The sequence below is a fragment of the Streptomyces mangrovisoli genome (genome assembly GCF_000974985.2).
GTDB lineage: Bacteria > Actinomycetota > Actinomycetes > Streptomycetales > Streptomycetaceae > Streptomyces > Streptomyces mangrovisoli.
Genome location: NZ_LAVA02000070.1, coordinates 1 through 13,702 on the forward strand (window position 1 = coordinate 1; position 13,702 = coordinate 13,702).

Annotated in this window: 12 protein-coding genes; 7 read left to right on the forward strand and 5 right to left on the reverse strand. The window is 73.2% G+C overall.

Annotated features, from left to right (window positions below; genetic code table 11):
* The first annotated feature begins 250 nt into the window (after positions 1 to 250).
* The 4 genes from WN71_RS26730 to WN71_RS26745 all read left to right on the forward strand — a co-directional run bounded on the left by WN71_RS26730 (position 251) and on the right by WN71_RS26745 (position 4,146).
* Positions 251 to 790: an RNA polymerase sigma factor gene (locus WN71_RS26730; RefSeq protein WP_107469776.1), complete on the forward strand. Its 540-nt coding sequence runs from the start codon at positions 251 to 253 to the stop codon at positions 788 to 790.
* Entirely contained in the window at positions 787 to 1,623 is an 837-nt protein-coding gene (locus WN71_RS26735) for an anti-sigma factor (protein ID WP_046590999.1), read from the forward strand. The genes WN71_RS26730 and WN71_RS26735 overlap by 4 nt, the downstream gene beginning before the upstream one ends.
* 124 nt (positions 1,624 to 1,747) lie before the next feature.
* Complete coding sequence (locus WN71_RS26740; RefSeq protein WP_046590998.1) at positions 1,748 to 2,611, forward strand: ABC transporter ATP-binding protein; 864 nt, start codon at positions 1,748 to 1,750, stop codon at positions 2,609 to 2,611.
* A complete protein-coding gene (locus tag WN71_RS26745) occupies positions 2,608 to 4,146 on the forward strand; it encodes a hypothetical protein (protein WP_046590997.1) in 1,539 nt (512 codons plus the stop codon). Before WN71_RS26740 ends, WN71_RS26745 begins: the two co-directional genes overlap by 4 nt.
* Before the next feature lie 344 nt (positions 4,147 to 4,490).
* Here WN71_RS26745 and mshD read toward each other — a convergent pair whose 3' ends face one another.
* Positions 4,491 to 5,420, reverse strand: a complete 930-nt coding sequence (gene mshD, locus WN71_RS26750; protein WP_046590996.1) for a mycothiol synthase — start codon at positions 5,418 to 5,420, stop codon at positions 4,491 to 4,493.
* Positions 5,421 to 5,564: 144 nt separating this feature from the next.
* Between mshD and WN71_RS26755 the strand changes: the two genes are divergently transcribed.
* The 3 genes from WN71_RS26755 to WN71_RS26760 all read left to right on the forward strand — a co-directional run bounded on the left by WN71_RS26755 (position 5,565) and on the right by WN71_RS26760 (position 9,908).
* Positions 5,565 to 7,370: a bifunctional metallophosphatase/5'-nucleotidase gene (locus WN71_RS26755; protein WP_046590995.1), complete on the forward strand. Its 1,806-nt coding sequence runs from the start codon at positions 5,565 to 5,567 to the stop codon at positions 7,368 to 7,370.
* Positions 7,371 to 7,737: 367 nt separating this feature from the next.
* Entirely contained in the window at positions 7,738 to 7,869 is a 132-nt protein-coding gene (locus tag WN71_RS43275; RefSeq protein WP_276208137.1) for a hypothetical protein, read from the forward strand.
* Positions 7,870 to 8,024: 155 nt separating this feature from the next.
* On the forward strand, positions 8,025 to 9,908 hold the full coding sequence (locus WN71_RS26760; RefSeq protein WP_079178134.1) for an ABC transporter ATP-binding protein: 1,884 nt from the start codon (positions 8,025 to 8,027) through the stop codon (positions 9,906 to 9,908).
* Here WN71_RS26760 and WN71_RS26765 read toward each other — a convergent pair.
* The 4 genes from WN71_RS26765 to WN71_RS26780 all read right to left on the reverse strand — a co-directional run bounded on the left by WN71_RS26765 (position 9,881) and on the right by WN71_RS26780 (position 13,638).
* Positions 9,881 to 10,588, reverse strand: a complete 708-nt coding sequence (locus tag WN71_RS26765; protein ID WP_046591449.1) for a response regulator transcription factor — start codon at positions 10,586 to 10,588, stop codon at positions 9,881 to 9,883. The genes WN71_RS26760 and WN71_RS26765 overlap by 28 nt on opposite strands.
* A 93-nt stretch (positions 10,589 to 10,681) precedes the next feature.
* On the reverse strand, positions 10,682 to 11,290 hold the full coding sequence (locus WN71_RS26770; protein ID WP_079178135.1) for a PH domain-containing protein: 609 nt from the start codon (positions 11,288 to 11,290) through the stop codon (positions 10,682 to 10,684).
* A 141-nt stretch (positions 11,291 to 11,431) separates the two neighbouring features.
* Positions 11,432 to 12,907: a HAMP domain-containing sensor histidine kinase gene (locus WN71_RS26775; protein WP_046591450.1), complete on the reverse strand. Its 1,476-nt coding sequence runs from the start codon at positions 12,905 to 12,907 to the stop codon at positions 11,432 to 11,434.
* Entirely contained in the window at positions 12,904 to 13,638 is a 735-nt protein-coding gene (locus WN71_RS26780; protein ID WP_046591451.1) for a response regulator transcription factor, read from the reverse strand. Before WN71_RS26780 ends, WN71_RS26775 begins: the two co-directional genes overlap by 4 nt.
* Positions 13,639 to 13,702: the final 64 nt, after the last annotated feature.

Sequence of the window (13,702 nt, forward strand, 5' to 3'; positions counted from 1 at the left end):
GCTGGGAGGGGGCGGCGGCCGCCGTCGGGGGCGTGTGGCGGGGGCCTGCGGCGGGGGCCTGCGGTGGGTGGGGCGGCGGGCCGGGGCGGAAATTCGTGAGGGGAGCCTGGGCTGAAATTCGTGAGGGGAGCCGGGGCGGAAACTCGTGGGCGGAATCGTGAACCGATCGTCGGGGCTCGTCCGATGAGGGGGTGTGAGGCGGATGAGGGACGGGGGTGGGCGGCGGATGCACGAGGGGGGTGTGCGGGAGATGCGGAGCGTGAGCGACGGGGAGCTGCTGCGGGCGATCGCGGCGGACCGTGACCGGCGCGCCTTCGAAGAGCTGTACCGGCGGTACGCGCCCTGGCTCACCGCGCGGATGCGCGGCAGGTGCGCCGACCCGGGCACGGTCGACGACGTCGTGCAGGAGACCTTCCTCGCGGTCTGGCGCGGCACCGCCCGCTACCGCGAGGAGGGCGACGTGGCGGGCTGGCTGTGGCGCATCGGCGCCCGCCGGCTGGTCGACGCGCTGCGGGGCGACGGCGCCCGTGGCCGGCTGCGCCAGGCGCTGGCGCGGCTGCGCCACCGGGACGAGGCGTCCGCCGAGGAGCGCGTGCTGGCGGGGGTCGAGCACGGCGACCTGGCGGGCGCTCTCATACGGCTCTCGCCGGAGCTGCGGGCGGTGCTCCAGGCCACGGTCGTGGACGGCCTCAGCACGCGGGAGGCGGCCGTCCTGCTCGGCATCCCGCCGGGCACGGTCAAGACGCGGGCGCTCAGGGCCCGCAAGCAACTGCGGGAGGAGCTGGCATGACCTGGCATGTCACCGAGGAGGACCTGCGGGCCTACGCCCGGGGCGAGCTGACCGCACCCCTGCTCTGGTCCGCCGACACGCACCTCATGACCTGCGCCGACTGCCGCGAGGCGCTCACCCGGACGAGCGACCCGCAGACCCTCGACGCGGGCTGGGAGCGGCTCGACGCCGAGCTGGACGCCCCGCGCCCCGCGCTCTTCGAGCGGCTACTGCTGCGCCTCGGCGTCGCCGACCACACGGCACGGCTGCTCACCGCGACGCCGGTGCTGCGCCGCTCCTGGGTGTCCTCGGTGGCGCTGCTGCTGATGATGACCGTGGTCATGGTGCGGACGGCGGACTCCCCGGTGCTCTTCCTCGGCCTCGCCCCGCTGATGCCGCTCGCGGGCGTCGCCCTGTCCTACGGCCCGGTCCTCGACCCGACCTACGAGATGACGGTGGTGGCCCCCCTCGCGGGCTTCCGCCTGCTGATGATCCGCACGGTCGCGGTGCTCACCGCGGGCCTGGCGCTCAACGGCCTGGCGACCCTCGCCCTGCCGGGGTACGGCCTGCTGGCGCTGGCCTGGCTGCTGCCCGCCCTCGCGCTCACCGCGGTGGGCCTCGCCCTCGCCGCCCGCCTGGGCCCGCTCGCCGGGCCGCTGCTGGTGGGCGGCGCCTGGATCGGCACGCTGCTGGTCGCCCAGGCCCGGGAGAGCGGCACGCTCGCGCCGTTCACCCCGGCCGGCCAGTCGGCCGCCGCCGCCGTCACCGTCCTGGCGGCCTTCCTGCTGTACCGGGCGCGGGACCGCTTCGACGCCCGGCCCGCCGGGGGTCTCGCGAACGGCCCCGGACGGTGACCCGCCGCGCCGCCACGACCGGCCCGCGCAGGAGCGCCCCGCGGAGCGCCCGGCCGCAGACAGGCGGGACCCCTTCACCCCGTTCGCACCCCCGGCCGAACCGCCGTACCTCCAGGAGCCCCGCATGACCACCACCGTCTCCGCCACCGGCCTGACCCTGCGCTACGGCGGCACACGCGCCCTGGACGACGTCTCTCTGCAGCTGACCCGCGGGGTGACCGGCCTGCTCGGGCCGAACGGGGCGGGGAAGACCACCCTGCTGCGCGTGCTGGCCACGGTCCTGCCGCCGGACCGGGGCGAGTTCACCGTCCTCGGCCATGACCCCGGCACGGCGGGCGGCCGTCGGAGCGCGCGCCGCACGATCGGCTATCTCCCGCAGAGCCCCGGCTTCCACCCCGACTTCACGGCGTTCGAGTTCGTGGACTACGTGGCGATCCTCAAGGAGCTCACCGACCGCGGCGCCCGCCACCGCGAGGTGCGGCGGGTGCTGGAGGAGGTGGGCCTGGGCGAGGTGCGCGGGCGGCGGATGAAACGCCTCTCCGGCGGGATGAGGCAGCGGGTGGCGCTGGCCGCGGCCCTGGCCGGCGATCCCGGCTTCCTCGTCCTGGACGAGCCCACCGTCGGCCTCGACCCCGAACAGCGGATGCGTTTTCGCGAACTGGTCGCCCGTCGCGGCGAGGGCCGCACCGTGCTGCTCTCGACCCACCAGACGGAGGACGTGGCGATGCTCTGCCACCGCGTCGTGGTCCTGGCCGAGGGCAGGGTCCGCTTCGAGGGCACACCGGCGGAGCTGACCGCGCGGGCGGCGGGCCGGGTCTGGCGCAGCACGGAGCGCGACCCGGGCGCCCGCGCGGGCTGGCGCACCGGCACCGGCGACTTCCGCAACGTCGGCCACCCGCCCGAGGGAGCCGACCTGCTGGAACCCACGCTGGAGGACGGCTATCTGCTGGTCCTCGACGCGTCGCGCGCGGAGGTGACGGCCCCATGAGCACCACCGTCCTGCGACCGGCCGGCCCGGTCGCCGCGGCTGCCCGTGCCGCGTACCCGGTCGCCGCGGTCCTTGCGCTCGCCCGCTTCGAGGCGCGTGAGCTGTCCCGGCAGATCTCGGTGGCCGCCTACCTTCTCCTCTACACCGGCTACACCGCGTACGTGCTGATCGCCCGGGGCGGCGGCATGGCCGACTTCCCCGTTCTCCAGGACGCCGACCGGAACACCCAGACCGCGCCGCTGCTCCTCGCCATAGCGCTGCTGGCCTGCGTCAACCGGGCCGCCCTGCGCTCGCGGCGGTGCGGCACCGACGAGCAGTTCGGTGGCCTGGTGGTGCGGCCGTGGCAGCGCACGGTCGCGCACGCGCTGTCGGCCGCGCCGTACGCCGTCTACACCGCGCTGGTCGTCGCCGTCCGGTTCGGCCGGCAGGCCGTCGAGCCCGGGGCGGTGGGGCACGGTTCCCTCGCGGAGCTGGCCGTGGGGCCGCTGTCGGTGCTGCTCGCCGGGGCCCTCGGCGTCCTGCTGGCCCGGCTGGTGCCCTACTCGATGGCGTCCCTGCTGTTCGTCGCCACCGCGTATGTCCTGGCGATCTACCTCTCCGCGACGACGGACCTCCCGCACGGCGTCCGCTGGCTCTCCCCGGTCGTCTCCGAGCCGGGCGAGACACCGGTCCCGTCCGCTCTGCTGGGCCGTCCGGCCGGGTGGCACGCGCTGTATCTGGCGGGCCTGTGCGTGCTGCTGCCGGGGATCGCGGTCCTGGTGGACGGGGGCCGTACCCGCGCGGTGAAGACCGCGACCGTCCTCGCCCTGCTCGCGACGGCCGCCGGGGCGATCGGTCAGGCGCCCGGCGGGGCGGGCGCCCTGCGGGCCGCCCGCGCGCGGGCGACCGACCGGCCCGCGGCCCTCCAGACCTGTGTCGCCCACGCCGGATCGGCGTACTGCGCGTTCCCGGAGTGGGCGGGTCAGACGGACGACTGGGCCGCGGTGGTCGACCGGGTCCGCTCCGCGGCGGGCGGTACCGCGGCGACCACCGCGCTGACCGTCCGGCAGCGGGTCGACGCCCGCGGCCACGGTGACGGCACCGATATCGCGCTCGCCCCCTCGACCACCCCCGGCGAGGTCACGGTGGGCACGCGGTGGGGCGGCGACCGGGTCCCGGAGTTCGCGGCGGGTGTCGCGGGCGTGCTGGTCGCGGGGCGGGAGGACGCGGCGGGTGAACTGTGCGGGGCCCGCGCGGTGACGGCCGTATGGCTGGCCGTCGGCACCGATCCCCATCCCTGGGCCGCCTATCGCGCCCTGCGGCCGGCCGAGGACGACGTCGAGGCGGCCAGTGTGGACACGCCCACCGAGCCGCTCACGCTGAGCGCCGCTCAGAGCGAGGTGCTCGCGCAGCTCCTGCGGCGGCCCGCGGCCACGGTGGCCGCCCGCGTCAGGGCCCACTGGAACGAACTGACCGCCCCCCGGACGACCACGGCGGAGGTGGCCCACCTCCTGGCCGTCCCGCCTCTGCGAGGAACGGACAACTGCGACCCCTGACCCTCACGCAGTCCCCCGCGCCCCTTGACCCTGCGGCCCGGTGGGGGTCGTTCGCGCAGTTCCCCGCGCCCCTTGATCCTGCGGCCCGGTGGGGGTCGTTCGCGCAGTTCCCCGCGCCCCTGACGGGTCACGGCCGCGAGAGCCCCTGAAGGGGGCGCGGGGAACTGCGCGAACGACCCCCACTCAGCCGCAGGTGATCAGGGGCGCGGGGAACTGCGCGAACGGTCCCACCGGCCCGCAGCCGGGTGCGAAGCCCGCCTCGCCGAAGCCCGCCTACGCCGAAGCCCGCCGACAGCGAGCCGCGCCTACCGCGAACCCCGCATACCGCGAACCGCGCCTGCGCATCACGTCTCCGTGCGGTACATCAGGTCCGTCTCATGCGTGGTGAACCCCAGACGCTCGTACACCGACACCGCCGCCTTGTTGTCGGCATCGACATAGAGCATCGCCGTAGGCAGCCCCAGCCCGGAAAGATGCCGCAGCCCGATCGTGGTCAGGGCCTTGCCGAGGCCACCCCCCTGCGCGCCGGGCCGGACGCCGAGGACGTAGACCTCGCCGAGCTGTTCGGCGGCGTGGACCTTGGTCCAGTGGAAGCCGACGAGCTCGTCGCCGCGGACGGCCAGGAAGAACCCCGCGGGGTCGAACCACGGCTCGGCCATGCGGTCGTCGAGGTCGCGCTGGGTCAGGGAGCCCTGCTCGGGATGGTGGGCGAAGGCAGCCGAGTTGACGGCGAGCCAGTCCGCGTCGTCCCGGCCCGGGACGAAGGCCCGCACGGCGACCCCGTCGGGCAGCTTCGGCTCGGCCAGGTCGAGCCCGGCCAACGGGCGCCGCATCTGGCGCAGTTCACGGAAGAGGGTGAGGCCGAGAACCTGGGCGAGGTGCCGGGCGGCGGCGTGCCCGCCGTGCGCCCACACCCGCAGCCGCTTGCCGGAGGCGGCGAGCAGGGCCGTGCCCAGCGCCCGCCCGTGGCCCCGGCCGCGGTGGGCGGGGTGCACGACCAGCTCGGCGGCCGGGGCCTCCACCGGGTCGGTGTCCTCCAGCTGGGCGTAGCCGACGAGTTCGCCGCCGCTGTGCAGCAGCAGATGCGAGACACCCTCCCGGGCACCGCCGCGCAGCTGGAGCCGGCCCTGCTCCGAGACCGCCTGCTGCCCGTCGTCGCGGGCGGCGTCCGCGAGCAGCGCCAGAACGGCCTCGGCCTGGTCCGGCCGGAGCGCGGAAAGGGTCTCGATGGATCGGGATGCGGGAGCCGGGAGTGCGGAATCGTCGCTGGTCATGCGTACGAGGGTAAGGGGAGTTCAGGGCAAAGTGGCGGCAAAAGGGAAACCAGGAATTAACCACGAACCTCCTTCCTCGCTACGCGCGTTGACCCTAGGCTGCGCCCCGACAAGGCCATCCTCAGCCGACTCACAGGGGGGCTCATGCCAGCCACATCCCAGCCGTACCGGCGCGCCGGACGCAGAGTGCGGGGGCTGCTCGCGGCGGCCGCCGTGCTCGCCACCGCGGGCGCGCTCGGCGCGGCGGTCCCGGCAGACACTCTCGGGCACGGCACCGGCCACCGGCCGGCGCCCGGCCGCTACCAGGACGTGCAACTGCTGTCCTTCAACGACCTGCACGGCAACCTCGAACCGCCGTCCGGCTCCTCGGGCCGGGTCACCGAGCAGGAGGCGGACGGCACGACGAAGACGATCGACGCGGGCGGCGTCGAGTACCTGGCCACGCATCTGCGCCAGGCCCGCGAGGGGCACCCGTACTCGATCACGGCGGCCGGCGGCGACCTGGTCGGCGCCTCCCCGCTGCTGTCCGGCCTGTTCCACGACGAGCCGACCATCGAGGCGCTCAACAAGCTGAAGCTGGACGTCACTTCGGTCGGCAACCACGAGTTCGACGAGGGCGCCACGGAGTTGGCCCGGCTGCAGAACGGCGGCTGCCACCCCACCGACGGCTGCTACTCCGGCCAGAAGTTCAAGGGCGCCGACTTCCCCTATCTCACGGCGAACGTGCTGGACGAGAAGACCGGCAAGCCGATCATGAAGCCGTACTGGGTGTGGAAGAAGAACGGCGTCAAGATCGGCTTCATCGGGGTGACCCTGGAGGGCACCCCGAACATCGTCTCGGCGGAGGGCGTCAAGGGCCTGAAGTTCGAGGACGAGGTGACGACGATCAACAAGTACGCCAAGGTGCTGGAGCGCCAGGGCGTGAAGTCGATCGTGGCGCTGATCCACGAGGGCGGCTACCCGGCGTCGTCGTCGTACAACTACGACTGCGACTCCGGGGGCGCGGGCTCGGGCATCTCGGGTCCGATCGTCGACATCGCCAAGAACGTCTCGCCGCAGGTGGACGCCCTGGTCACCGGGCACACGCACACGGCCTACGTGTGTACGATCCCCGACCCGTCGGGCCGGCCGCGCATGGTCACCTCGGCCGCGTCCTACGGCCGCCTGTTCACGGACACGACCCTGACGTACGACCGCAGGACGGGTGACATCGCGCGTACGGCGGTGAGGTCGGCGAACCGCGTGGTCACCCGGGACGTGCCGAAGGCCGCCGACATGACCGCGCTGATCGCGAAGTGGAACGCGCTGGCCGCGCCCATCGGCAACCGGGCGATCGGCTACATCTCCGGCGACATCGAGAGCACCGGCACCGAGTCCCCGATGGGCGACCTGATCGCGGACGCGCAGCTGGCGTACGGCAAGGGGCTCGATCCGGAGACGGATCTCGCGCTGATGAATCCGGGCGGCGTGCGGGCCGGGCTGACCTACAAGGCGTCGGGGTCCGAGGGCGACGGCGTGGTGACGTACGCGGAGGGGTTCACCGTGCAGCCCTTCTCCAACACGGTCAATCTCCAGGACTTCACCGGTGCGCAGGTGATCCAGGCGCTCAAGGAGCAGGTGAGCGGCGCCAACGCGGCCGCGCCGAAGATCCTCCAGGTCTCCTCCGGGCTCACCTACACCCTGGACCTGACGAAGACCGGAGCCGACCGGGTCGTCACGGACTCGATCCGGCTGAACGGCGCCGCGATCGACCCGGCCGCCACCTACCGCGTCGCGACGAACAGCTTCCTCGCGGGCGGCGGCGACGGCTTCACCACCCTCGGCCAGGGCACGAACGACCTGGTCGGCGGCGACGACCTGGCGGCCCTCCAGCAGTACCTGACCGCGAACTCCTCGCCCGCCGCGCCGATCGCCCCGCCGGCGACGGACCGGATCACGCTCGTGCAGTAGCCGTGTGACGGGCCCGAGGGCCCGATCCGCGCCCACCACGGCGCGGACCGGGCCCTCTTTCGTGTTTCCGGGCGGCCCGGAATTCATTTCGGCCCCGATTTAAATTCTGTGTGAGTGCCGTTCAATTCTGTGTGAGTGCGGCATTGGTTCCGGGATCCGCCTGAAAATCGTTTCAGGCGCAATTCATCGACGTCTCAGCCGTTTCGGGCTTTTCCGGCTTGCGGGTGCCGTAGTGTTTTCCATGTCGACAGCGAACGACGCGAAAGCGAAGGTCGCGAACGATCAACAAGCTCTCTGCCTGCCCGTTCCTTCCGGAATGGACTTACAGAGAATTCACCAAGGCAAATCAAAGGAAAGGCGGAACGCCATGAGCTTCCACAAGATCGTCCCCGTCAAGAAGCACCGCAAGCACACCCCGGCCCCGAAGCCGCTGGCCAGGAAGAAGCCGGCCCCCGCGAAGCCCGCCCCGCAGCGCCGCCCGGTCGGCCACCAGGGCTGAGCAGGCTGAGCCGATCCTCGAGGCGGGGTCACCGGAATGCGTGGTCGCACCGGTGACCCCGCCTCGGCCATGTCCGGAAAAGGACAAAAGGCCCGCACCGGCGGGCCCCTCCCGGACCGCGCACCACCCCCACGCACCCAACGGAGCCGACGACCATGAGGGAATCCCTCGCCGCCTTCCGCCGTTTCTGGCCGCTGACCCGCGGGGACCGCAGATGGCTGCTGGTCGTCGTGGCGTGCGTGGTGGTGGCCGCGCTCGCGGAGACCGCCGCGATCCTGCTCTTCTCCGAACTCACCGACACCGCCCTCCAGGCCGGTTCGCTGTCCGCCTTCTGGGGCCCGGCCGGCGCCTGGCTCGGTGTCGCCGTGGCCGGGGCGGTCGTCGGCTACCTCGGCAACTCGCTCGCCACCTGGACCGCGGAGCGGTTCGTGCTGCGGCTGCGCGCCGGGGTCTTCCGGCACGTCCAGGGCCTGCCCCCGCACTTCTTCCAGAAGCACCGGCGGGGCGACCTCGTGGAACGGCTGACCGGCGACGTCGAGGCCATCGAGCAGATGGTCGTCTCCGGTGTCGTCGGCGCGGTCTCCGCCGCGTTCTCCGCCGTCTTCTACGCGTGCGCCGCGTTCTGGCTGCGCTGGGACCTCGCCCTCGCCACGTTCGTCCTCGCCCCGCTCTTCCTGATCGCCGCGCGCCGCTTCTCCGGCCGTATCCGCGCCGCCTCCCGCGACGAGCGGGTCGCCGACGGCGCGATCACCTCCGTGGTCGAGGAGGCCCTCGGCAACGTCGTGCTCACGCAGGCGTACAACCGCGGCGCCGCCGAGGAGGCACGGCTCGACCGGGAGGCCCGCGCCTGGATGCGGGCCAGTGTGCGCGGGGCCCGGCTGAGCGAGATGTACGAGCAGTTCGTCGAGGTCGTCGAGACGCTGTGCGTGCTCGCGGTGATCGGCCTCGGGGTGTGGGAGATCTCCGCGGGCCGCATGACCCTCGGACAACTGCTGGCGTTCGCGGCCTTCGTCGGCTACCTCTACCCGCCGGTGCGCAGCCTCGGCCAGCTCGGCCTCACGCTCACCGCGGCGACCGCGGGCGCCGACCGCATCGGCGAGATCCTGGACGCCGAACCGGCCGTCACCGACCCCGTGTCACCCGTCCGCCCGTGGCCGGTGCGCGGACGGATCAGCCTGCACGGCGTGTCCTTCCGCTACCCGGACGCGCCGCGCGCCGCCCTGCGCGAGGTGTCCTTCGCCGTGAACCCCGGCGAACTGGTCCTGGTCACCGGCCCGAGCGGCGCCGGAAAGTCCACCCTCGCGGGGCTCCTCACCCGCTTCTACGACCCCGGCGCGGGCGCGCTCCACCTCGACGGCGTCCCCCTGGACGCCGTACCGCTGGAGTTCCTGCGCGAGAACGTCACGCTGCTGCCCCAGGAGACGCTGATCCTGCGCGGCACCGTCCGCGAGAACATCGCGTGCGGGCGGCCCGGCGCGAGCGCCGCCGAGATCGAGCGGGCCGCCCGCGCGGCGGCCGCGCACGACTTCGTCACCGCGCTGCCCGACGGCTACGACACCCTGATCGCGCCCGGCACGGCCGCCCTCTCCGGCGGCCAGCTCCAGCGGATCGCGATCGCCCGCGCGATGCTGCGCACGGCCCCGGTCCTCGTCCTCGACGAGCCCACGGCGGGCCTGGACGCGGTGGCCGCCCGGCAGGTCGTCCAGCCGCTCAGGCGACTGGCGGCGGGCCGTACCACCGTCATGATCACCCACGATCTGAGCCTCGCGCCCGACGCCGACCGCATCCTGGTCGTGGACGGCGGCCGCCTGGTCGAGGAGGGCACCCACACCCAGCTCCTCGCGCGGGGCGGCACCTACGCCCGGCTGGCGGCCCCGCTGCCGGCGGCGGTCGCCGAGACCCGGTCCCCGGTGGACGGGGCGGCCGCGGCGGTCGCCGAGACCCGGTCCCCGGCCGGCGGGGCGCCGGAGACGGTCCGCGACAAGACCCTGCTGCTGCGCCCCCGCCCGCCTCAGGCCGCGGCGCCCCGCAGGCTGTAGCCGAGCCCGCGCACGGTGTGGATGAGCCGCGGTCCGCCGCGGCTCTCCAGTTTCCGGCGCAGATACATGACATACACGTCCAGCGTGTTGGACGAGGGCTCGAAGTCGTAGCCCCACACCGAGTGCAGGATCTGGCTGCGGCTGAGCACCTTGCCGGGGTGGCGCAGCAGATACTCCAGCAGCGCGTACTCCGTCTTCGTCAGGTCCAGCGCATGGCCGGCCCGGACGACGGCGCGGGTGCGCTGGTCCAGCGTCACGTCCTGGAAGGCCAGCAGGTCGGCGTCGTGCGCCACGGGCTCGGCGGGCCGCGGGCAGCGCCGGAGCAGCGCCCGCACCCGCGCCAGCAGCTCCTCGCTCGCGAACGGCTTCATCAGGTAGTCGTCGGCACCGTTGTCCAGTGCGACGATCCGGTCGCCCACCGCGTCCCGCCCGGTGATCATGATGATCGGTACGGTGCACCCGGAGGCCCGCAGCCGCCGGGTCGCGGCCAGTCCGTCCAGGCCCGGCATGGTCACGTCCATGAGCACCAGGTCGGGGCCGCCCTCGGGTGCGGCGATGAGGTCGAGTGCCATGCGGCCGTCCCCGGCGAGGACGGTCTCGTATCCCTCGAACCTGAGCAGCCGGCCGATCCCCTCTCGCACGGCCGCGTCGTCGTCGGCCAGAAGTATCGTGCGCGCCATTGTTCAAAAATGTGACAGCCCGCTGTGCCGGAGCTGAGATCGGCGTGTGCGTGAGCTGGGGGAAGCGGTGCCGCGGGCGGCGGGGTGTGCGGTCTAGTGGGAGGAGATGTACACGACACCCCAGGCCATCAGCCCGACCACCAGCGTGATCACCACGACGACGCTGATCCTCTCGCGCCGCTTGCGCTGTGCCGCCGCGAGGAGGATGCGCTCCTCCACCTCGGGCCGCGTCGCCCACACCGCGCCCCATTGTTCGGTGGCCGCCAGGCGCAGCGCTTCGATCTCGGCGACGGGGTTCGGCAGCTGCCAGTCGTCGACGTGCGGGAGCAGGGTGCGGCGGCCGTCGTCGGTGTAGGCGTGGGCCAGGCACTTGCGGGCGTTCCCGGCGGCCTTCGGGATGAACTGGACCCGGATGTCGTAGATCTCGTGCCAGGACAGGGTGCGCCGGGTCAGGGCCCGCTGGACCGTGATCCCGTGCTGGTCGGCCAGGGTGCGTCCGCGCGTCATGACCAGGCACCAGTAGCCGATGCCGACCACGAGGAAGCCGCCGTAGGCGTACATGAGCCAGTCCGGAGTGAAGTGGTCGGTCGTCATGCGCATGGCGCTGATGAAGGCCGGCACCATCGCGAGGGCCAGCGGCCCTAGCGCCTTCCAGGTCCGCCTGCGGTACTCCCGCTCGATTCCCCCCGCGCACACGTCCATGAGCCCTCCCCGGCCAACGCTGGCGTGATCATATGGTGAACTCCCGCCGGTCGCCTACGTATTCGACCGGCGAGACGACGTGCGAGACGGCGTGCCGGGCGCCCGGCCGTATGCGATGCGCCACGCGGGCCGACGATGCCGTCAGACCGTGTCCGGCGGCGGCGTAGCCGCGCCCGGCAGCCGGATCGTGGCGACCGTGCCGCCGCCCTCGGCGGGGCCGAGCGCGACCTCGCCGCCGGCCTGCTGGACCGTGCGGGCCACGATCGACAGACCGAGGCCGGAGCCGGGCAGGGCGCGGGCGGTCGGCGAGCGCCAGAAGCGGTCGAAGACGTGCGGGAGTTCGTCCTGCGGGATGCCGGGCCCGTGGTCGCGCACGGTGAGCACCCCGTCGTTCAGGCGCACGTCGATGGTGCCGCCGTGCGGGCTGAACTTCACCGCGTTGTCGAGGATGTTGACCACGGCGCGCTCCATGGCCGCCGGTTCCGCCCGTACGTACCAGGGCCGCACGTCGGCGGTGATGGTCAGCTCGGGGCCGCGCAGCCGGGCGCGGCGCAGGGCGGCCTCCACGGTGTCCTCCAGGGCGATGACCTGGACGCGCTCGCCGCGCTGGCCCTCGGAGCGGGACAGCTCCTGGAGGTCGCCGATCAGCGAGGCCAGCTCGGTCATCTGCGCCGTCACCGAGGCGAGCAGCGCCTTGCGGTCGGCGGCCGGGATGGGCCGGCCGGTCTCCTCGCTGCGGGTGAGCAGTTCGATGTTGGTGCGCAGGGAGGTCAGCGGGGTGCGCAGTTCGTGGCCGGCGTCGGCGATGAGCTGCTGCTGGAGTTCGCGGGAGCTGGCGAGGGAGGCGGTCATCGAGTTGAAGGACCGCGACAGCCGGGCGATCTCGTCCTCGCTGTCCTCGTCCACGGGGATGCGGATGCCGAGGTCCTCGGTGCGGGCCACGTGCTCGACGGCCTCGGTGAGTTCGTCGACGGGACGCAGGCCCGCACGGGCCACGGCGAGACCGGCGGCGCCCGCTCCTATGACGCCGAGACCGGAGACGAACAGCAGGATCAGGGCGAGGTCGTTGAGGGTGGACTCGGTGCCCTTGAGCGAGACCGCCACCGACAGAGCCGTGTTCGAGCTGGTGTCGGTCTGCTGGTTGGTGACGACCAGGGGCAGGGGCGTGGTCAGGATCCGCACCGGGGTGCCGTCGCTCGCGGTGCCGTTGTGGAAGACGCTCTTGCCGCGGCCCGCCTGCTTGGCGATCTGCTTGTCGATCTGCGACACCTTCACCCAGCCGACCGACCCGGGCAGGACGCAGCTGGCCCCCTTCTCGGTGATCGCCTGGGAGTAGTTGTTGTTGAAGTTGAAGAAGTTGTTGTTGGTCTGCGTGGTGTGGGTGCAGTTCTTGAGGGCGGCTGCGGCCTGGTCGAGCCCGCCCCCGCCGCCGTCCCCGCCGCGCATGGAGGCGGCCCGCTTCAGATCGTTGTCGAGCTGGTCGACGAGCTTGCCGCGGACGATGAACCAGCAGGTCACCGAGACCGCCGCCACCGCGAACGCCACGGCCGCCGCGACGAGCATCGCGAGGCGGGTCCGGATCGGCAGGGACCGGTAGCGCCGAAGGAACCTGCTCACTCGGCCCCGCCCTGGCGCAGCACGTACCCGACGCCGCGCACGGTGTGCACGAGCCGAGGCTCGCCGCCCGCCTCGGTCTTGCGCCGCAGATACATCACGTACACGTCGAGGGAGTTCGACGACGGTTCGAAGTCGAAGCCCCAGACGGCCTTCAGGATCTGCTCCCGGGTGAGGACCTGGCGCGGGTGCGCCATGAACATCTCCAGCAGGGTGAACTCGGTGCGGGTCAGCTCCACCGGCCGCCCGCCCCGGGTGACCTCGCGGGTGGCGAGGTCCATGCGCAGGTCGGCGAAGGTGAGCGCCTCGTCGTCGTGGGCGGCGCCCGCCACCGCGGCCGCGTAGGAGCTGCGCCGCAGCAGCGCGCGGACGCGGGCGAACAGCTCGTCCAGCTCGAAGGGCTTGACCAGGTAGTCGTCGGCCCCGGCGTCGAGCCCGGTGACCCGGTCGCCGACCGTGTCGCGGGCCGTCAGCATGAGGATGGGCGTGGTGTTGCCCGCGCCGCGGATGCGCCGTGCGGCGGTCAGGCCGTCCATGCGCGGCATCTGGATGTCGAGGACGACCAGGTCGGGCTGGCAGGCCGTGGCCTTCTCCAGCGCGTCCGCGCCGTCGACGGCGACCTCGGTCTCGTAGCCCTCGAAGGCGAGGCTGCGCTGGAGTGCTTCGCGCACCGCAGGCTCGTCGTCGACGATGAGGATGCGCTGGGTGTCACGGTCGCCGTCGGCGGGGCTCATGGCTTCGGGTTCCTCTGGTGCGGTGGGACAACAGGGGCTGCAACGCTTCAGCCTCGCATGTTTC